The following is a 19,848-nucleotide window of genomic DNA, read 5'->3' as shown; positions in this document are numbered from 1 at the left end:
CAACAATCTATGGATGATTGAAAAAGCTTTTAGAATTTCCAAAACGGATCTAAAAATCAGACCAATATACCACAGATTAAGAGAGAGAATTGAAGCTCACATTTGTATCTCCTTTGTTTCGTACTTAATATTTAAAGAATTCGAACGAGCTCTAAAAGACAGCAATACCAATATTTCCGTTAACCAGGCAGTAAAACAAATTAATAAAATGCACGAGGTGTATTTTCAGTATTCAAACGGCAATAATCAGAGGATCCTTTTGAAAAATAACTCGACTCAAGAACTAATAATGGAAGTGGTAAATAATAGTTTTTGAAAATGGGTGTCCTATCCGGAAAACAGGAGTTTGTAGTTCGCCTAAGGGTTGAACATACCGGGGTAAAGTATGTCTTTTATCAGGATATATACAGGCTGCCTGATGAAAAGTTGTGTCTGAAAGGAATTGTTACAACAACAAGTATTGTTAATGGGAAACTGGCTGTTTCGGAGGAAATCGTTAAAGCTTTGAATAACATAACGGAATAACCAATTTTTACCTCAATGTCATGGCGATAATATATCCCAAATAATTGCCCAAAGCATAACCAATAATTCCAATTGACAATCCGGGGACTACTATTTTCCGATTTTGTAGAGCACCTGCCACCATTGGTACAAATGGCGGACTACAAATCAGTGCAGTAGAGGTAATCATTAAGGTGTCCGCATCCAGGCGTAATAGCCGGGAGAATATTACCTGTAAAATGAGTGACCCGGCTACAGTCCATGCAGCATAATAAACCACAGGAAGAGCTGAAATAACCAGATTATTGATGTCGCCCATTGAGGCTACCACCACGCTAAATATCAACACAAAATACATTCCGGCTTCAAAAGTTTTTGGGGTCTTATTAACCCGTGGCAACATAGCTGCTAACAACGATAAAGTGGTTAACGAAAGCATTATCACAGCCATTCTTGCATTTTCATTAAATAGCAGGGCAATTAAAATAGAAAGCCCTACCAATGCGATAGCCAGAATTATTAGTTGAATTAAGCGCACAAGAATTGTACGCTTAAAAATTCCTTTATATGGTGCCGACTCTAAATTCTCTTCTCTTTTATTTATTTCTGCCGAAGGGGTGTATTTTATGCCAAGTAAAAAAGAGAAAACTTTTTTGCCCACTGTAACTAAAAACAGCAAATAGAATACACCAATTATCATGTCTGCCGAATGTGTAATAAGGTACATCGTGTCATCGGCATCCAAAATAAGTTTTAAGGATGCCAGGTTAGGTGTACCTCCCGTAAAAACCCCTACCATTAAGCCACTGATTTTATGTGGTTCAGTAATATAGTCCCGAAAGATCCAATGCCCGGTAACAATCATAATGGTAACACTCACGATGCCTATCCCCAGGCTTATTAAAGCCGGCTTTGCCAACCGGCTTAGCTGCTTTAAATTGGTTGAAAATAACATTAAGGGTATAGCCAGTGGGATGGTTATCATGGTCATTAAATCCTGTAATTTGTGGATGTTTTCCGGGAAAAGGCTGCTGTTTCCTGCTAATACTCCAATTATGTATGCCAGCACAATGGCACCGATTTTATTTAAAAATCGGTAGCGTTGGCATGCTGCCAATATTAAAAATGGAGTGAAAATGAAGAATATGGTTGATAGAATCATCTCTTTATTTAATGATTAACCGCAGCAATGGAACCATAATGGCGGTTGCCACCCCCATTAACCCAATGCTTAATCCACTAATGGCACCTTGTACAGCTCCCATTTCAATGGCACGAGCGGTACCGGCTCCATGAGAACTGCTTCCCATTGCCAATCCCCGGGCAATTTTACTGGTGATACCGGTTTTATCCATAACAAACGGCCCAACTACAGCACCAAAAACTCCTGTTACCACCACAATCACTGCAGTTAAAGGAGGCAACCCACCAAACCTGGCTGAAATACCAATGGCAATGGGAGTAGTTACTGATTTTGGCTCAAGTGAAGCCACCACGGTTTCATCAGCTCCCATCCATCTTGCTATAAATACAACTGAGACAATCCCAACAATACTTCCAATGGATATTGCTGTTAATATTGATAGTAAGTTTTTTCGGATAAGATGTACCTGCTCATATAGGCCAAAGCCCAGTGCAACAACTGATGGTCCCAGCATAAAATCAATCAGGAAACTGCCCTGTTCAAATGCAGCATATTCCACATTCAGCAATAATAGTACTCCAATTACAACCAATATGCTGGTAAACACCGGATGAAGCAAGTTCAGTTTTGTACGCCGGTAAAGCCAGAGTGCAGCCAGATAGGTTCCTATTACAAATGCCAGAGTGAACGGCTGTATGGTGAATAGTGTATTAATCATTTTTTTTCTCCATAAATTGTTGGATTAAACCTACGGAAATCATTACCAAAATGGTGCTTATGGCAGAAGCAGTTATAATTGCAAGAGTCGCTCCTTTAAAATAATGAGTAGTTACCATTAATCCCACCCCAACAGGAACAAAAAAAAGTGCCATGTGCCGGGTAATAAAACCAGCCACAGGTTTTACCTTATCTGCTTTTACAACCCCCGACAATAGTGCCACAAAAAGCAACACCATTCCAATAACGCTTCCGGGGATAATCTCTCCAAATAATTTGCTGATTAGTATGCCTATGGCATAAAACAGAAATATAATGAAAATGCCGTACATGCTTTTGTCTTTATAAAAATTGGAGCACAAATATCCCAATAATTATGGCAATTCCAAAACTCAGAAGCGTACCGGTCAGTACATATTCCGATTTAACTGCATCTTTCTCTCCAAACCTTAAAATCGATTTGGCGGCAATCAGAAAACCAACGGCTTCATATCGTCCGGTAAGGATAAATATAAGAGTTAGTAATCGTTCCAGATTGCCAATTAATTTTCCGGCGTTGGGCAGTTCTCCCGGCTCATTTTCATTGATAGGGGCAGAAATCTTATAAAGATGAAGAATCTCTCGTATTATTATGTTCGATGGTTTTAAACAAAACAGGAAGGCTGCCGCAATAATAGTTCCTGTGCCGGAAAATGGGAGCGTAAACCATGGTTTTATTTCGAAGTAAGTACCAAAGATGGAGGTTATATACAAAATGATGCCAACGTGAATAAATTGGTCAATAAAGAAAATGTATCGTTTAAGTTTTTTTACACTGGAAAATTTGATTTTAAGATAATCAGTAGCAGCGTGCAACAAGGTTATCATTGCCGATGCAATGATAAATTTCCACTGAAACGAAAGCAGCCATGAAGTAATAAAAACAATTAACAGATGAGCTGAAAAGTAACGGCTTTTTATTCCGGAATTGTTTCTGCTTTCAACCCATTTATCTGTTTGAAAAAAGAAGTCGGCCAGCAAATGAGCCACAAATTGAAGGGTTAGAAGTTGGTAAAAGCTCATGATTCAAGGTTTTTAATAATTATCGAAAACCGATTTACGGTTTTCTCAATGGCATTCCAGCCGGCAGCGGTTGAGTGCTGGTTGATGGTTGGTTGCGATACTTTTAGAATTTTAGCTACTTCAGCTTCGCTTTTTCCGGTTAATCTGTGATAGAGAACTTCGCACTGCCGTGCTGTACAACGGGCAGTGATTACATCAAGTAATGCCAGCAGCGGCTCACACTCTTCGGTTATGCTTTTTTGAGAAGAGTCGATGAAAAGGGTCGATTTTATAATTTTTCTCTCTTTATAAACTTTCGTGTTTAAGTTGATAAGCCTCCCCGACATGTAAATGGCTTCTCCATCAATGATTCCTCTGCGTGCATCAAATCGGGTTATGCTCCCCAAACCCATTGCAAGCCGAACTCCATGTGTTTTAAAATGGCGCACTCCAATTACTCCCGAACGGGTAATTATTGAAAGAGATTTTACAAAGGTTTTTATAATCAGCATAATTCTTAAAGCCTCTTCAGGGTTTTCAAGGTAGCATTCAATGTAGTCCCCTTTGATAACACGCGCATATACCCCATGGTCTTTTTTCAAAATTCTAATAAGCCGCCTGAACCCTCTTGCAAGTGTTTCTCTGCCTTTGTCTGTTAATGATGTAGAAGCTATAATATCTCCGGAAATGGTTGCTCGCATACTCGTATGGTATAGGTTATTTCAAATTTAATGATTTAACTGACAATAAGTAATGTTGTTGAGTGATTTTTTATGCTTTTGTTTTTATTTATAAATATAATTGAAATCACTTATAAAATAACAATATAAGTAAAATCACTTATAAAATATAAAAATAGGTAAAAACACTTATAAAATTATTTAATAAGTTTAAACCTTTATGTTGTGCTTGTCTTTTATTCAGTTGTTGAAACCGAATCGTTTTAAGGAGTGGATGGTAAGTTTTCTTTCCCTTTTAACCACTTACGTGGTTAAAAGTTTGGCTGGTTTGAAGTTAATCGACACAACCGCATTGTTCATAAAGCTTTTTCCCATGGGTGTATCGCTCTCATTTTTCCTTAAACAACAATTCCGCTATTGTTTATCTTTTCAAAAAACATATATTTGCATTATCAACAAGAATGACAGGGGTGCCAATAAGCGGCTGAGATCATACCCTTGAACCTGATACGGTTAATACCGGCGAAGGGAGTTAATTGTTTTTTCTATCACCTGTTGAATTCTGTTGTTTTATTATTTGCGTGAATCAGGATTATTGAATCCGGCGATGACTTGTGACTGTTTTATTACGATTTGCAGACCTTTTTAGTGTCAAGCAGATTGTTTTTAGGTGTGGTTGCTCGACGGGTTTGGTATTATGATTTATTTGACTTTTAAAAATTCGATTTACTAAATAAAGTTTTCAATTATGAGAATCAAAGTAAACGGAAAGGAGACAGAATTTATTAAAGCTAATCTTTTCGAATTATTAACGGAAATGGAAATCCCCCTTAACGGCCTTGCCGTTGCGGTAGGTAGTAAAATCATTCCACGAAACCAATGGAACACCCATGTGCTTAAAGAAAATGATGAGGTGATGCTCATTGGTGCCACACGAGGTGGATAGTGATAATCACATCCCGGACTTTTTAAAACAGTAAAACCCATATGCTATGCAAAATATCATCAAAGGTGAACCTTTAAGAGGTTCACGAAAAACTTTCGTTGAGGGCACTCTTTTCCCCATACGCGTAGGAATGCGCGAAATAGTTTTATCAACAGGGAATTGTCCTGTTACCAATCCCGACACATTAACGGTCTACGACACTTCCGGCCAGTTTGGAGATGAACAAGAAACCATTGATTTGACCAATGGCGTAAATCCCATCAGGGAGGAATGGATTGAATCTCGCAAGGATACTGAAAAATTGAAGGAACTGAGTTCTGAATATGGTCGTGCCCGACTGGCTGATGATTCTCTTTCGCATCTTCGTTTTAGTCATGTTAACCGTCATCCACGAAGAGCTAAAGATAAGCCTGTTACGCAAATGTGGTATGCAAGGCAAGGCATCATTACTCCGGAGATGGAATATGTGGCCATCAGGGAAAACCAGCGGTTAGAGGAGAAGATGAACGGACAGTTTAAACCGGTTTCCCCGGAAATGGTGCGTGAAGAAGTTGCTGCAGGACGAGGAATTATTCCGGCCAATATCAATCACCCCGAATGTGAGCCGATGATTATCGGACGTAAATTTCTGGTAAAAATCAATGCCAACATAGGTAACAGTCCAGTCACTTCCGATATCGCTTCGGAGGTGAGCAAATCCATTCATGCCATTCGCTGGGGCGCTGATACAGTGATGGACTTAAGCACCGGAGCCAATATACATGAAACCCGTGAGTGGATTCTGCGCAACTCTCCTGTGCCCATTGGCAGCGTTCCTCTTTATCAGGCGCTGGAGAAAGTTGGCGGAAAAGCTGAGGATTTAACATGGGAAATTTATCGCGATACGCTCATTGAGCAGGCTGAACAAGGAGTGGACTATTTTACCATACATGCAGGTTTGCTGCGCGAGCACATTCCACATACCGTAAACAGAATGACTGGCATTGTTTCCCGCGGCGGCTCAATTATGGCCAATTGGTGTTCGGTTCATAAAAAGGAGAATTTTCTCTATACCCATTTCGACGATATTTGTGACATTCTTGCAGCTTATGATGTTGGTGTATCTCTGGGTGATGGACTGCGGCCGGGTTCGCAGTTCGATGCCAACGATAAAGCTCAGTTTGGTGAGCTGGTTGCGCTTGGAGAGTTAACCAAAAAAGCCTGGGATAAGCATGTGCAGGTGATGATTGAAGGGCCGGGACATGTACCCATGCACATGATTGCCGAAAATATGGAAATGGAATTGAAGCACTGCTTTGATGCGCCATTTTACACCCTTGGCCCTCTGGTGACTGATATCGCTCCTGGTTATGACCACATCACTTCTGCCATTGGGGGTGCCATGATTGCACAGATGGGGGCTTCTATGTTGTGTTATGTAACGCCTAAAGAGCATTTGGGACTACCCAACCGCGATGATGTAAAGACCGGCGTGGTTACCTTTAAAATAGCAGCCCATGCAGCAGATATTGCCAAAGGACATCCCGGAGCCATTCTTCGCGACCATGCCATGAGTAAAGCACGTTACGAATTCCGATGGCGCGACCAGTTCCATCTGGCACTTGACCCCGATACTGCTTATGATTTTCATGATGCCACATTGCCCGATGAAGATGATAAGCAGGCACATTATTGCAGCATGTGCGGCGAACATTTCTGCAGCATGCGGGCAAACAGGAAAATCCGTGAGCTGAGTAATGAGTAAAGTAAACACATAAGGCACATAAGTATTTTGTTGTCTTTGAAATCATTTTATGTAATAGTTGTTGTAAATGGATTTGCAGTCATTAATTAGGATTAGAACAGTATATCGTGAATTAGCTATTGTTGAATAAAATAATTGTCGGAGATTTTCTTGGGTCTCATGTATTAACCTTATGTGCCTTATGTGGTAAATTTAATAATATGCTGATAACCATCACACATCCATCCATTCTTAAGAATGAAGCAGCGGCTATTGCCGCGCTTCTGGATAACGGAGCCTGTTTCGTACACATCCGAAAACCGGGTGCATCAGATGTTGATTTGCTCAGGTTTATGCAATCAATACCGGAGAAATATTATCCAAAGCTCACCATGCACTATCATTTTGATGTGGCTTTGAAGCTGGGTTTAGGTGGTCTGCACAGAAGCATACATTTTTCTCCGCCACAAGTTGACGGAGTCAGATTAAGTGCCGGTTGCCACTCTTTTGAAGAGGTGATTGAAGCTAATAATGAAAGGTGGAATTATGTGTTTTTGAGTCCGGTTTATATCAGCATATCAAAATCCGGATACAATTCCGGATTTACACAGGCGGAGTTGAATAAGTTTTTTTATGAAAGGTCTGAAAATGAGCTGCCGGTTGTTGCACTTGGGGGGATTACGAAGACGAATATAAAGGAGGTGAAAAGTACCGGGTTTGCCGGTGCAGCGTTGTTGGGAAGTGTATGGGAAACTGATGGCAATGCCATCAGCATTACCCGGTCAGTTGAGAATTTTAATCGAATTTACAAAGCATGGAATCAGTAGTTTCAATAGGAGGATGGGACCCGTGTGGCGGTGCCGGGCTGGCGGCGGACATAAAAACATTCGAAATGCATGGAGTTCGTGGAATGGGAATCTGTTCTGCCATCACCAGTCAGGCTCACAACCGATTTGATGGCTTACAATGGACATCCCCCGAAGTCATTTTCTCTCAATTGGAATCACTTCTCAGGAGTTACACCATTAAAGGTGTTAAGTTTGGAATTGTAGAGTCTTCAGAAGTGCTGCATGAATGCATTGCCCGGCTAAGAAATGCAAATCCCGATGTAATTATTGTATGGGACCCTGTAATTAAGGCCTCTTCGGGATTTGATTTTCATAATAACAATACAGATGATTTTCTGGAGGCCTTAAAACTGGTTGATTTGGTAACCCCTAATTTGCCGGAAGCAGAATGGTTATTTGGCGTTACTAATGCTTCAGATATCCAGAAGAAGATGAATGATGCTGCAATAAATGCCATTGTTTTGAAAGGAGGACATGCAGAAAACCATGCCAATGATTTACTGATACAACTTGAATCACTGGAAGTGATTAAAGGAGAGAGGTTTAATAATCCTGGAAAGCACGGGAGCGGATGCGTGTTTTCAGCCGCTGTTTGTGCTTTATTGGCGAAAAGAAATACAATATCAGAGGCATGCAACAACGCGAAAAAATATACCGAAAAATTTATTCTCTCAACCAACGAATTACTGGGTTGGCATTATAAAAGTTTGAAGTTCAAAGTTTAATGTTTGAAGTTCGAGGTTTGAGGTTTCGGAGAGAATAGCGGAATGGTTATGAGGTTATTGTTCGAAGTTTAAATCAGGGAGTATTTTTTCTAAATATCTAATATCTAAACATCTATTCTTATATGCCTTATATGGTTAAAGAAAATAAAATGAAACATCATCCATTAATGTTCATCACACCAAATCTGCCTTTGGCAGATTTAGTCCCTCTTGTATCAGACTACCTGAGTGGCGGAGGCAAGTGGCTGCAATTAAGGCTAAAGGATTGTCATCCCGATGAGATAATAAAAACATCCACAGAAATGAAAGCAATGTGCCATAAAGTTGGTGCTGTTTTTATTATCAACGACCATCCTGATATTGCGAAGGCAGTTCAAGCCGATGGAGTCCATTTAGGGAAGAAAGATACGCCGGTTTCTCAGGCAAGGGAAATACTGGGGGAAGAATATATTATCGGAGGCACAGCCAACACCGTTGAAGACATGATTTTTCTTGCCGAATCGGGCGTTGATTACATTGGCCTGGGTCCATTCAGGTTTACATCAACCAAAAAAATTCTGAGTCCCATCATTGGTCTGGAAGGATATGCCGAACGAATGAAACGATTTCGTGAAGCCGGTTTTGAGACTCCTGTTACCGCTATTGGGGGTATTTTGTTGGATGATGTTGAAGCCATAATGAGTACCGGCGTAAACGGCATTGCCGTTTCCGGTGTACTGGCAAAAAATGAAAATATCATAGAAATCACGAAACAATTTGCATCGAAAACAACCCATAAATACATCAACCATGAGTAAATTAACCATTGCAGATAAAACCTTTACAAGCCGGCTTTTTACCGGTACAGGGAAGTTCAGTTCCAATCAGCTGATGGCCGAATCTGTTGCAGCCAGTGGCAGCGAGTTGGTAACAGTGGCTCTTAAGCGTGTGGATTTAGAAATTCCGCACGACGATTTACTGGAGCATCTTAAAATTCCCGGAATGAACCTTCTACCGAATACTTCGGGTGTAAGAACCGCATCTGAGGCTGTTTTTGCTGCACAATTGGCCAGAGAAGCACTTGAAACAAATTGGGTTAAGCTTGAAATACATCCCGATGCCCGCTACCTGATGCCCGACCCTGTGGAAACACTGAAAGCTACCGAAGAGTTGGCAAAATTAGGCTTTGTGGTATTGCCTTATATTCATGCCGACCCTGTGTTGTGCAAGCGGCTTGAGGAAGTGGGTGCCGCCGCTGTAATGCCCCTTGGTTCGCCCATTGGAAGCAACAGCGGATTGCTCACCCGTGAGTTTTTGCGCATCATCATTGAACAATCCAACGTGCCGGTAGTGGTAGATGCAGGCATTGGTGCCCCATCGCATGCCGCAGAAGCCATGGAGTTGGGAGCTGATGCAGTGCTTGTGAATACTGCCATTGCTGCAGCAGGAAATCCCGTATCCATGGGTAAGGCCTTTAAAATGGCTGTTGAAACCGGACGCATGGCCTACGAAGCAGGCCTGCCAATGACCTCAAAAGGAGCAAAAGCTTCAGCCACCAGTCCGTTGACTTCGTTTTTATCGTAAATCAATTTGACATGTCGTTTTATAACATCATACAAGCATATAACTGGGAAGATGTTTCCGCCTCGATTTTATCTAAAAATGAAGATGATGTGGTTAAAGCTTTGCGAAAAGAGTATCCCGGCCTGGAAGACTTAAAGGCTTTACTCTCTCCGGCAGCGGATTCTTTTCTTGAGGAAATGGCTCAAAAGAGCCATTTTATAACCCGTCAGCGCTTTGGCAACACAATGCAGCTTTATATTCCATTGTATCTTTCAAATTATTGCGAAAACAGTTGTGTTTATTGTGGTTTTAGCGGTAAAAACCGCATAAAACGCAAAATGCTGACGATGGAGGAGTTGATAGAAGAGGCTAAAATCATTCGCAGATACCCTTTTCGTCATATTTTACTTGTTACAGGAGAAGCCAGCAAGCGTGCAGGAGTAGGTTATTTCTGCAAGGCCATCGAAACTTTAAAACCATATTTTAGTCAGATTTCATTGGAAGTTCAGCCATTGGAAACTGATGAATATGCAAAACTGGTGAATACGGGTCTACATGCGGTTTATATATATCAGGAAACCTATAATGAGGGCCGATATCCTGCGTATCATCTCGCGGGACGAAAATCGGATTTCCGTTACCGGTTGGAAACCCCCGACCGTTTAGGAAGTGCCGGGGTGAGAAAAATTGGCATTGGAAATCTCATTGGACTTGAAGATTGGCGCACTGAAGCCTGGTTTACAGCCTTGCATTTAAGTTATTTAAGAAAGCAATATTGGCAGGTGAAATACTCCATATCTTTTCCCAGGTTGCGGCCATTTCCGGGTGAAGGCTTTCAACCAAACTTTGAGACCACCGAACGGAATCTCACACAGCTCATGTGTGCCTACCGGCTTTTTGACCATGATGTGGAGTTGTCGCTCTCGACGCGTGAGAGTGCAAGGTTTAGAGACAATGCGTTTCCAATTGGAATTACAGCCATGAGTGCAGGCAGTAAAACCGAACCGGGAGGGTACTCCGGCTCGGGGGAACTTGAGCAGTTTGCGGTGAATGATGACCGGACTCCCGATGTCATTGCTCAGATGCTGCGACAAAAAGGAATGGAACCAGTCTGGAAGGACTGGTCGCTCTATTTGCAAGAGAGTTTGTAAACCAATTAAGTACATTAGGAGACTGTTAAAGTAAGATTTTTAGATATAAGACATAGACCACATGAAGCCTTAGAGATGAAAACACCGGCAAGTATTCATAGACTGTCAACCATACCGTTTCCGGAAAGAATAAGGAAATATGAATATCCAGAAAATATGAAAGTTATGAATGTTACGATGAACGGCTCTGTTAGGTGGAAATCATATTATTGGGTATACATAACCCGAGGACTTATAGGAAAACAAGTTGCTGCAGAAGAACTTGGCAATGGAATTTGGAGAGTTTTCTATAGAAACGTATTTTTAGGATATTTTAATGAGAAGGACATTAGGAGTAAAGAAAAAACTACAAGGTTAAGCACTAATTTAGTGTAAAGCATGTGACTTTAACTTTGTAAACTATCTCCCTTAACGAACATTTGGGCTAACAAAATAACATTCAACTTAATATGGATTTTGTAATACGCGAGATTGAAAAATAGGACTATCCTGAACTAATTGAAATATTTCATGAATTTGCTGAATTTGAAAAACTTCCAGACAAAATGGTAAATTCAGTTGAACAAATGGAGGCAGAATCAGACTTTATTAATGGGTTCGTAGTTCTCAATGAAACCAAGACGATTATAGGTTATGTGACCTACTTTTTTGCTTACTATACTTGGATTGGAAAATCAATGTATATGGATGATTTATATGTAAAAAGAGATTTTCGGGGTAGTGGAATTGGAACTAAACTGATTAAGAAAGTGATTGAAAAAGCAAAATCAGATAAATGCAATAAGCTACGATGGCAAGTATCTGAGTGGAATCAACCTGCAATAGATTTTTATAAAAATTTGGGAGCTACCGTAGATAGTGTTGAGTCAAATTGCGATTTGAGTTTATCTTGATTTATAGTAAATTTGAAATAAAAAAGACATGCCGAAGCTATATGAATATTTAGGACTGATTATTCTTTTCTATTCACATGAACACGAGCCAATTCATGTGCATTGCAAGTTTCAAGGAAAGGAAAGTAAAGCAGAACTGATATTTGAGAATGGAAAATTTGTAGAGGTAAGAATTACTGAAGTTACAGGAAAAGAACCTTTGGATTCTCAAAATTTAAAGAGGTTCAAAAAACTGGTTGAGAAATATAGAGATGACATTGTACGAAAATGGGTAGATTTCTTTATTTACAATAAACCTATCGAATCGGAAAGAATAACTAAAAAACTTTAAATCATGGTAGTATCAATAGAGAAAGCAGATTACAAAGGGGAATATGTGATAAACCTTCGATTTTCAGATGGTTTAGAACGAAACATAGATTTCAGGAGTTTTCTTCAAAGTGCCAAAAACCCAATGACAAAAAAATATCTTGATAAGGAATTATTTAAAACATTCACAATAGATTATGGTGACTTAATCTGGAACGATTACGAAATGTGTTTCCCAGTTTGGGATTTACACGAAGGACGAATATAAACGCCCTATACATCATATATAAAATATAGGGAAGATATGAGATACGCACGTCATTTGCTATTGGATAATTTTGATGAATCACACCAGGAACGTCTTTCAAAATCATCGGTATTAGTAGTTGGAGCTGGCGGGTTGGGGTCAGCACTTTTGCTATATCTGGCTGCTGCCGGTGTAGGGCGTATAGGAGTTCTGGATTTCGATGTGATTTCGGCAAGTAATCTTAATCGCCAGATTTTATATCATCCCGGTTTAATTGGAGAGTTCAAATCAGAAGAGGCTGCTAAACGGATAAAAGAGCTAAATCCCGATTGCATGGTGACAACATTTAACCGAAAAGTAACTACGGAAAATGCAGCGGATACCATTCGCGGCTTCGATGTTGTGGCTGATGCCACAGATAATTTTCAGGTGAGATATGCCATTGATGATGCATGTAGAAATCTTAAAACTCCCTTGGTATATGGTACTGCCGAGCAATGGGGAGGCCAACTATCGGTTTTTCACTTCGATGGAGCAAAAGGTTACAGTGATTTATATCCGGAAGCACCTGAGGTAAAGAAGACTCCACCCGGAGTAATGGGACCAATGCCGGGTTTTATTGGAACCCGACAGGCTCTGGAGGTCATAAAAATCATTACCGGACAGGGTGAGGTTCTCGCCGGAAAACTGATGATTTTTGACGTGCTTAACAACCGGAATTTGGTTTTTGATATATGAGATATCCTTTTTCCACCTTAATAGGAGCATCCATATTATTTGTGAAAACCTGACCGGTACCCAAGCCCTGAGGAAGTGGGTTATTAAGAGTTGCAGTCCATTGTGCAATGGCATTTAGCCCAATGTTGCTTTCAAGAGCAGAGGTCACCCACCAATCAATGTTGTAGGTTTCTGCCAGTTCAATCCAGTTTTCTGAGGAACTGAATCCCCCTGTGAGGCTTGGCTTTAAGATGATGAATTGGGGATGTATGGTTTCAAGCATTTGCTTCCGGTCTTTCGGGTTATTAATTCCGATTAACTCTTCATCCAAAGCAATTGGAACCGGGGTGTTTTTGCACAAAACAGCCATCTCTTTCCATTGTCCCGCTTTTATAGGTTGCTCAATGGAGTGGATTTTGAGTGTTTCAAGCCTTTCAAGGACAGACCCAGCCTGTTTCGGAGTGTATGCACCATTTGCATCCACACGTATTTCAAGTTTATCCGGAGCAAAACGCTCTCTTATGGATGAAAGAAGTTCAAACTCTTTGTCGAAATCTAATGCTCCGATTTTCATTTTAAGGCAATCAAAACCCGACTCTGTTTTTTCCTTTATTCTGCGATGCATCTCCTCTATGGTGCCCATCCAGATAAGCCCGTTTATTTTTATATTTTTTTTACTGTTGGTGAAATCCGAAGGAAACCAAATCCTATTTCCTCCATTTTGTAAATCCAGAAGCGCCATTTCAACAGCAAATCTGATGGCAGGCCAATCCATTAAATGTTTATGGAAACTCTCCGCAATCGTGTTGATATTATTGCAACACCATTGCAGTTTCTCTTCCAGATGTGGAGAGTCATCGGGACTTAATCCCGGTAAGACGGAGCACTCACCTATCCCTTTTATCCCGGGTTTATGTGCATGAGTTATTTCTATGAAATAACTCATTTTACTAGTTAGAACACCTCTGGAAGTTCCACCGGGTTCTTTAAATTGTAGTTGATATGGATGGTAGGTTGCCTGGAACATGTTACAAGCTTTAATTTTGAGATGATTTTTATTTAACCACAATGTTCACAAAGAATGCACAATGTTCACAAATTATTTTTTATTATTCTATAATGTACCATTTATAACCCTTTTTATACCCTTTTTTAGTAATGTGACATTAAAATTTATAAGCAACCCTAATTTGTAGTTGCCAAGTTTCATATAGGTAAGTGTCTGGGCAAGGTGAACATCATTCAATGCTTCAACACTTTTAATTTCTACTATTACTTTTTTTTCTACTAAAATATCAATGCGATAACCGCATTCAAGTTTTACTTCTTCAAATATGAGAGGGATTGGTTTTTCTTTTTGAATATGCAAGCCTGCTTTCTGAAGTTTATAACAAAGGCATTCCTGGTAAGCAGACTCTAAAAGTCCTGCCCCTAAAGCTTTGTGTACCTCTAAGGCACAACCTACTATCTTATGAGCTATTTCATTTTCTCCCATATGTTTTATTAACCAAGTTTTGTGTACTTTGTGAATTCATTGTGTCCATTGTGGTTATTTTTTGTCAGAAAAACAGCTTTACCCCACTCAGCAACACAAAAAGCAAAGTACTCACCGCTAGATTACGCAACTCCACATCCAACTTATCTGCTTCTTTGTTTTTGAAAACCACAATGATGTTCCTGATGAATAATGGCAGTGTTAAAAACAGAGGCCAGAAATTTGAAACATCATCAAAGAGAGCAACAAATACCAACATCGTAATCCAGCCACTTGCGATAAGAAAAAGGTGATACCATGATGCTGCTTTTTTGCCCATGCGTACCACCAGGGTGATTTTGTTGCTTTGCCTGTCAGAATCTATATCGCGGATGTTGTTAAGATTTAACACTCCGGCACTAAACAGGCCAATGGTTGATGCAGGCAGCAGCACATGCCATTGCCATGTGTTGGTATGCAAAAACCATGTGCCGGCTACGCCGAGCAACCCGAAGAAAATGAACACATACATATCGCCAAGTCCCCGATAACCATATGGATTACTGCCAACCGTGTAACGAATGGCAGCTGCAATTGCCGCAATTCCAAGAATGAAAAAGAGAAGTTGTTGCCACTGTAATTCATTAAAAGCCTTAAACAGCAAAGTAATGCCAGAAATGAGGGACAGCAATACGCAAATAACCATGGCTGTTTTCATCTGCTTCATCGAAATGACCCCTTGTTGAATCATTCTTTGTGGCCCAACCCGGTTTTCATTGTCAGCTCCGGATTTGGCATCGCCATAATCGTTGGCCAGATTGGATAAAACCTGCAGAAAAAGAGTTGTGATGGCAGCCCACAGCAGTACGCCTGAATTAAAATTGTTTTGCCAGGCAGCGATGATGCTTCCCATAAATATTGTTGAAAGTGCCAGGGGGAGGGTTCTTAACCGAAGGGATACCATCCAGGCTTTTATGTTGCTCATAAGATGTTTTTTGCAAAAATAGATATTTGAAAGAAATTACTGGAAGAGTTTGTTTTTTATGTCACCCACTTCGCTTTTAATATCAGCCAATGTTCTTACAACATGGTTCATCTCCAGTTGTTCAGAAGGAATTTCACCACTTATGTAGTGTACAAATTTCCAAATTTCGCGAATTTCGCCAACGGGAACTTCATAAGGTTCAAAGAGAGGGTTTAAAGAGATGCATCTGATTGACCCTTTTTGTTCAATATTATTTTCGATGATTTTAAACGAAAGACCATCGTTCAGGGTGAAAATGATACACGCTTGTCCGTTCTTTATGGAGTTCCAATTAAGGATGTATTCTCCCGTAACGTAGGCTCCTGCAGGTATTGGCCACATGGAATCACCGCTGATTTGGAATGTCCTGTATTTTCGCTCTTTATCAAGAAAGGGGAGTCTGAAAACAGGAAGCGAAACAATGTACTCCGGGTCAGAAAAGCCAGTGAGATATCCGGCTTTAGCTTTTTCCGGTACCAGTTCAATGTTCTCTTCATTGTCCGAGCCAACGGTTGAGGTTAACACTCGTAATTTGGCTCCTTTTACGAAAACATCATTGCCGTTTTCCAATTCACGCATTTGTGATTGCGACAACGCGGACAGGTCAACTCTTACCAGCGTATCAATGGAGATGTTAAAGTAATCGGAAAGCTTCATCAGCATTTCGATGGGCGGCATTGAGACCTGGTTTTCGTAATTATTGAGAGTAGGTCGTTTTATTTTGAGGATGGTCGCGAGGTCATCCTGCGTTAAATGCCTGCGTTTTCTCAATATTTTCAAATTATTCGAAAGAAACATAACATATAGATTAATATTGAAGCAAAAATACGATTTAATTATAAGCAATGCAATGTAATTTTCTCAAAAGTCGTACAATAATATTTTATACTTAGAGTTTGTAAGCAAACTCGCTTTCACCATCCAAACCTCCCCCAAGTGGGAGGCTTTATGCCCCCCTTTAGCCTTAGGCTTGAGAGTTCGACTGAACTCACACCCAAGTCATAATCGAACGAGGATTTAGAGGTGAATTATTTAGGTGGAGTTTTCGTTTTGAATGTCAATGATAATTGAAATTTAATTATGAGACAGCCATATTAAAATCGAATCGGTGAACAGTTGACAAAAACAAAATAATTTATTATATTACATAAATGAAGACCGATTATGATAGATTTATTATATTCATCAACAATCCTGTAAACCCATGTAGTATGAAGTTTGTTATTTCTAAAAAATCGGAAGGGGCTTACCAGTTTTTCCTTAAAAACGCGGAGAACAAACCAGTTCTTTGGAGTCCCAGATTTGCCACTAAAAATCAATGTTTGGATGGCATTGCACATCTTCGCAGGCATGTGCAGGCAGAGCCAACATTTGATAAGTGGCAAACAGATAGTGGTCGTTATGTGTTTCATCTTAAGAGTAATGATGGACATCTTTTAGCTATGAGTGCTCCGTTTGGAAGCAAATTTGAGTGTGTAAGACATATTTCAGAAGTAAAGGAAAATATATCTTCTGAAATTGAGGGAGATGTTTCATATTAATAATGAATAATTGGGGTTAATTAGTGGGTTCTTGCCGGGTGAATTGGCCCGTTTCATAATTTTATGAAACGGGTTTCTTCTTTTGTTGTATATTGCAATAGATATTGACAGATATTATTTTAAGTATGAGTGATAAGGCATTTGGTCAAATGGAGGAGGTTTTTATCAATGATGGATTAGGGCTTTCGACTTCTGTGAAAAAGAATTCCTCCAAAGAGGACTTCTTTGTAGTTCTTCGGAATTTATATCATCAAACTGAATTGCTAACGGATTCATTTATCGAAAGTTGTTCGAAAAGCGGAAAGCCGGTGGATTGTAAGATGGGATGCGGCTGGTGCTGTCATCAATCTGTATTTGCATCCACTCATGAGATGTTGTATTTGGTGGATTATTTAAAGAGCAGGTATAAACCCGAAGTTGTAGAGAGTGTTGCGGAGAGAGCGCTGTCAAAATCGCAAAAGACAAAAGGTATGACTCGCTCAGAGTTGCTTGGAAATAAAATTGCCTGTCCCTTACTGCAAAATAATAAGTGCATGGTTTACTCGGCACGTCCCATGGCGTGTCGTATTTATCTCTCATCAGATGTGAATACCTGCATTGAACGATATCAAAAACCCGTGGAAGAAGGTGTAAGGCCTGCGTTGTTCAAGTTTATTCTGGATGCAGGCAGATATATGAACTATGGATTTGTATCGGGATTGAAAAATAAAGGTTTACACTCCAATGAAGCGCCACTGGAGTGGCTTTTAAACGATTTGATAAACAAAGAAAATGCCATGGAAGAATGGCTCGAAGGAGCCATTCTTAATGAGGCCTATGAATTTGAATAATCTAAACTGATTATATTGTTTCTTTTATCTTAATCATTGTCCTACTCTCCGGCCGGAAGCTCGTAAAACAGTTCAGCTCCGGGTCCTAAAGGTATTCCGAGCATAATCCATCCAATCAATAAAATGCTCCATCCAATAAAAAATGCGATGCTGTATGGAATCATGGTGGCAATAATGGTTCCAAGACCGGCATTTTTATCGTATTTCTGAAAATAGGCTATGATGAGGGCAAAGAAACTCATCATAGGCGAGATGACATTGGTCACCGAATCTCCAATTCGGTAAACTGCTTGCGATAGTTCCGGTGAGTAACCCAACAACATAAATATAGGAATAAAAATAGGTGCCATGATGGCCCATTTGGCCGAAGCACTTCCCATTAACATGTTGACGAAGGCTGCCAGTAGAATGAACAGCAACATCAGCGGTACCACACCCAGGTTAGCTTCAACAAGGCCTTCGGCACCGGTGATGGCCATGATGACGCCAAGGTTACTCCATCGGAAATAGGCGACAAACTGAGCCGCGAAGAATACCAAAACAATGTAATGAGCCAGCGTTTTGAGACTTTGTGCCATGCCATTAGCCACATCGGTATCGTTTTTAAAAACTCCGGTGATTGCACCGTAAACCACACCCATGCTTCCGGCAATCAGGAACAGAAATGTAATGATGCCGGTCATTAACGGAGAGGAGAGCAAACCTCCATCGCCATCTCTGAGAATGCCATCTTCGGGAATAACGCCTACGGCTATAACAACAAGCCAACCAGCAAGAACAATTAAACTCCAGAGAACTCCTTTTTTCTCTTTTTTTGATAGCGGCTCAATGGTTTCCTGTTTAACTTCACCATCATAAGTTCCAAATCGGGGTTGAATGATTTTTTCGGTAACCCAGGTTCCTAATAATGCCACAAGAAATGTGGAAACAACCATGAAGTAGTAGTTGGCTGTTGGGTTAACGTGGTAACCGGGGTCAAGAATATGAGCAGCCTCTTCGGATAAACCGGCCAGAAGCGGGTCGATGGTTCCAATGATGAGGTTTGCGCTGAACCCCCCGGAAACTCCGGCAAATGCAGCAGCCATTCCAACGTATGGATGGCGTCCCATGGCCTGAAATATGACACCCGATAACGGGATGAGCAAAACATAACCAATATCGCTGGCGGCATTGGAAAGAATACCTGCAAAAACAATGACAAAAGTGAGAATTCTCTTTGGTGCAGAAAGTACCAGCATGCGAATAAAAACTCCAATAAGTCCGCTTGTTTCAGCAATCCCAATACCAAGCATGGCCACAAGTACAATGCCAAGCGGTGCAAAACTGGTGAAGTTGGTTACCATTTTCTCCAGAATCTGAGCTATTCCTTCTTTGGAGAGTAGATTGATGGTGCTTATTACTTCTCCGGTTGCCGGATGAGTGGCTTGCCAATTCAGCCAAAACCCCACTGCAGAAAGAATCAGAACTGAAACTGCAAATAGTGCAAACAACGTTGCCGGGTGGGGGAGAGCGTTCCCTCCCTTTTCAAGAAAGTTGAGAAAATAATCAAAAAAGCTTTTTTTCTTCTTCGCAGGTGCCGTCATATTTTATTTTTTTGATATGCAAATATGCGATTATTTGTCCTTTTTCCGACTGAGTGATGTCATTTTATATAATCCATGGCCGATAAAATGGACTCTTCAAGTGGTTTCATAGGCGTTTTTTTATGAATTATAAAACAATTATATTGCAATAGGTTGACTATTCCGTCTTTTTGGTGGATGAATTTAATAAATAGTAACATGCGTTATTA

25 protein-coding genes, 1 pseudogene and 1 riboswitch are annotated in these 19,848 nt (G+C 40.3%); of the genes and pseudogenes, 16 read left to right on the top strand and 10 right to left on the bottom strand.

Annotated elements, in window-relative coordinates; translation table 11 throughout:
* Together B5X70_RS18390 and B5X70_RS13715 are read left to right on the top strand one after the other, a co-directional pair.
* Positions 1-316, top strand: a pseudogene (locus B5X70_RS18390) (IS1634 family transposase); the annotation flags it as partial.
* Positions 317-318: 2 nt separating this feature from the next.
* Entirely contained in the window at positions 319-525 is a 207-nt protein-coding gene (locus tag B5X70_RS13715; RefSeq protein ID WP_079558478.1) for an acyl-CoA thioesterase family protein, read from the top strand.
* 7 nt (positions 526-532) lie between these two features.
* Here B5X70_RS13715 and B5X70_RS13710 read toward each other — a convergent pair whose 3' ends face one another.
* The 5 genes from B5X70_RS13710 to B5X70_RS13690 are packed head-to-tail and all read right to left on the bottom strand — an operon-like array spanning position 533 to position 4,107.
* On the bottom strand, positions 533-1,666 hold the full coding sequence (locus tag B5X70_RS13710) for a DUF819 family protein (RefSeq protein WP_079558477.1): 1,134 nt from the start codon (positions 1,664-1,666) through the stop codon (positions 533-535).
* Between the two features lie 4 nt (positions 1,667-1,670).
* The gene (locus tag B5X70_RS13705; RefSeq protein ID WP_088328652.1) at positions 1,671-2,366 is read right to left on the bottom strand and encodes an LrgB family protein; all 696 of its coding nucleotides are present in this window, start codon (positions 2,364-2,366) and stop codon (positions 1,671-1,673) included.
* The gene (locus B5X70_RS13700) at positions 2,359-2,697 is read right to left on the bottom strand and encodes a CidA/LrgA family protein (protein WP_079558476.1); all 339 of its coding nucleotides are present in this window, start codon (positions 2,695-2,697) and stop codon (positions 2,359-2,361) included. Before B5X70_RS13700 ends, B5X70_RS13705 begins: the two co-directional genes overlap by 8 nt.
* 10 nt (positions 2,698-2,707) lie before the next feature.
* Positions 2,708-3,427 (bottom strand): DUF3307 domain-containing protein, encoded by a 720-nt coding sequence (locus tag B5X70_RS13695; RefSeq protein WP_079558475.1) that lies wholly within the window; start codon positions 3,425-3,427, stop codon positions 2,708-2,710.
* Entirely contained in the window at positions 3,424-4,107 is a 684-nt protein-coding gene (locus B5X70_RS13690) for a LuxR C-terminal-related transcriptional regulator (RefSeq protein ID WP_079558474.1), read from the bottom strand. The genes B5X70_RS13695 and B5X70_RS13690 overlap by 4 nt, the downstream gene beginning before the upstream one ends.
* 435 nt (positions 4,108-4,542) lie before the next feature.
* Positions 4,543-4,634: riboswitch (TPP riboswitch) on the top strand.
* A gap of 200 nt (positions 4,635-4,834) precedes the next feature.
* On the opposite strand from B5X70_RS13690, the gene thiS reads away from it, so the two are divergent.
* From thiS to B5X70_RS13630, 12 genes are all read left to right on the top strand, one after another.
* Positions 4,835-5,032, top strand: coding sequence for a sulfur carrier protein ThiS (thiS, locus tag B5X70_RS13685; RefSeq protein ID WP_079558473.1), 198 nt, complete (start codon positions 4,835-4,837; stop codon positions 5,030-5,032).
* Positions 5,033-5,078: 46 nt separating this feature from the next.
* Entirely contained in the window at positions 5,079-6,776 is a 1,698-nt protein-coding gene (gene thiC / locus B5X70_RS13680; RefSeq protein ID WP_079558472.1) for a phosphomethylpyrimidine synthase ThiC, read from the top strand.
* Between the two features lie 200 nt (positions 6,777-6,976).
* Positions 6,977-7,582 carry a thiamine phosphate synthase gene (locus tag B5X70_RS13675; RefSeq protein ID WP_079558471.1) on the top strand — a complete coding sequence of 202 codons (606 nt, stop codon included), beginning with the start codon at positions 6,977-6,979 and terminating at the stop codon, positions 7,580-7,582.
* A complete protein-coding gene (locus B5X70_RS13670; RefSeq protein WP_079558470.1) occupies positions 7,570-8,328 on the top strand; it encodes a hydroxymethylpyrimidine/phosphomethylpyrimidine kinase in 759 nt (252 codons plus the stop codon). Before B5X70_RS13675 ends, B5X70_RS13670 begins: the two co-directional genes overlap by 13 nt.
* A gap of 149 nt (positions 8,329-8,477) precedes the next feature.
* A complete protein-coding gene (locus tag B5X70_RS13665) occupies positions 8,478-9,125 on the top strand; it encodes a thiamine phosphate synthase (RefSeq protein WP_157666513.1) in 648 nt (215 codons plus the stop codon).
* Complete coding sequence (locus tag B5X70_RS13660; protein ID WP_079558469.1) at positions 9,118-9,891, top strand: thiazole synthase; 774 nt, start codon at positions 9,118-9,120, stop codon at positions 9,889-9,891. Before B5X70_RS13665 ends, B5X70_RS13660 begins: the two co-directional genes overlap by 8 nt.
* Before the next feature lie 11 nt (positions 9,892-9,902).
* On the top strand, positions 9,903-11,021 hold the full coding sequence (gene thiH, locus B5X70_RS13655) for a 2-iminoacetate synthase ThiH (protein WP_079558468.1): 1,119 nt from the start codon (positions 9,903-9,905) through the stop codon (positions 11,019-11,021).
* A gap of 75 nt (positions 11,022-11,096) precedes the next feature.
* Positions 11,097-11,396, top strand: a complete 300-nt coding sequence (locus B5X70_RS13650) for a hypothetical protein (protein ID WP_079558467.1) — start codon at positions 11,097-11,099, stop codon at positions 11,394-11,396.
* A 122-nt stretch (positions 11,397-11,518) separates the two neighbouring features.
* On the top strand, positions 11,519-11,914 hold the full coding sequence (locus tag B5X70_RS13645) for a GNAT family N-acetyltransferase (RefSeq protein WP_394363794.1): 396 nt from the start codon (positions 11,519-11,521) through the stop codon (positions 11,912-11,914).
* A gap of 28 nt (positions 11,915-11,942) precedes the next feature.
* Entirely contained in the window at positions 11,943-12,245 is a 303-nt protein-coding gene (locus B5X70_RS13640; RefSeq protein ID WP_079558466.1) for a DUF4160 domain-containing protein, read from the top strand.
* 3 nt (positions 12,246-12,248) lie between these two features.
* Positions 12,249-12,491, top strand: a complete 243-nt coding sequence (locus B5X70_RS13635; protein ID WP_079558465.1) for a DUF2442 domain-containing protein — start codon at positions 12,249-12,251, stop codon at positions 12,489-12,491.
* 36 nt (positions 12,492-12,527) lie between these two features.
* Positions 12,528-13,208: a HesA/MoeB/ThiF family protein gene (locus tag B5X70_RS13630; protein ID WP_079558464.1), complete on the top strand. Its 681-nt coding sequence runs from the start codon at positions 12,528-12,530 to the stop codon at positions 13,206-13,208.
* On the opposite strand, the gene menC is transcribed toward B5X70_RS13630, so the two are convergent.
* The 4 genes from menC to B5X70_RS13610 all read right to left on the bottom strand — a co-directional run bounded on the left by menC (position 13,177) and on the right by B5X70_RS13610 (position 16,483).
* Entirely contained in the window at positions 13,177-14,214 is a 1,038-nt protein-coding gene (gene menC / locus B5X70_RS13625) for an o-succinylbenzoate synthase (protein WP_079558463.1), read from the bottom strand. The genes B5X70_RS13630 and menC overlap by 32 nt on opposite strands.
* A gap of 87 nt (positions 14,215-14,301) precedes the next feature.
* Positions 14,302-14,682 (bottom strand): GxxExxY protein, encoded by a 381-nt coding sequence (locus B5X70_RS13620; protein ID WP_079558462.1) that lies wholly within the window; start codon positions 14,680-14,682, stop codon positions 14,302-14,304.
* 64 nt (positions 14,683-14,746) lie between these two features.
* Positions 14,747-15,646 (bottom strand): 1,4-dihydroxy-2-naphthoate polyprenyltransferase, encoded by a 900-nt coding sequence (locus B5X70_RS13615; protein WP_079558461.1) that lies wholly within the window; start codon positions 15,644-15,646, stop codon positions 14,747-14,749.
* A gap of 36 nt (positions 15,647-15,682) precedes the next feature.
* Positions 15,683-16,483 (bottom strand): XRE family transcriptional regulator, encoded by an 801-nt coding sequence (locus B5X70_RS13610; protein ID WP_079558460.1) that lies wholly within the window; start codon positions 16,481-16,483, stop codon positions 15,683-15,685.
* 413 nt (positions 16,484-16,896) lie between these two features.
* Here B5X70_RS13610 and B5X70_RS13605 point away from each other — a divergent pair, with 413 nt between their 5' ends.
* Both B5X70_RS13605 and B5X70_RS13600 read left to right on the top strand, forming a co-directional pair.
* On the top strand, positions 16,897-17,226 hold the full coding sequence (locus B5X70_RS13605) for a YegP family protein (protein ID WP_088328654.1): 330 nt from the start codon (positions 16,897-16,899) through the stop codon (positions 17,224-17,226).
* Positions 17,227-17,351: 125 nt separating this feature from the next.
* Positions 17,352-18,056: a YkgJ family cysteine cluster protein gene (locus B5X70_RS13600; RefSeq protein ID WP_079558458.1), complete on the top strand. Its 705-nt coding sequence runs from the start codon at positions 17,352-17,354 to the stop codon at positions 18,054-18,056.
* Between the two features lie 41 nt (positions 18,057-18,097).
* Here the strand turns inward: B5X70_RS13600 and B5X70_RS13595 are convergent, their stop codons facing one another.
* Positions 18,098-19,639 (bottom strand): AbgT family transporter, encoded by a 1,542-nt coding sequence (locus tag B5X70_RS13595; protein ID WP_079558457.1) that lies wholly within the window; start codon positions 19,637-19,639, stop codon positions 18,098-18,100.
* Between the last annotated feature and the right edge of the window lie 209 nt (positions 19,640-19,848).

It is taken from the genome of Alkalitalea saponilacus, assembly GCF_900168165.1.
Lineage (GTDB): Bacteria > Bacteroidota > Bacteroidia > Bacteroidales > Marinilabiliaceae > Natronoflexus > Natronoflexus saponilacus.
The sequence above is the reverse complement of the archived record's forward strand: the minus strand, read 5'-3'. Positions and strand labels throughout refer to the sequence as shown.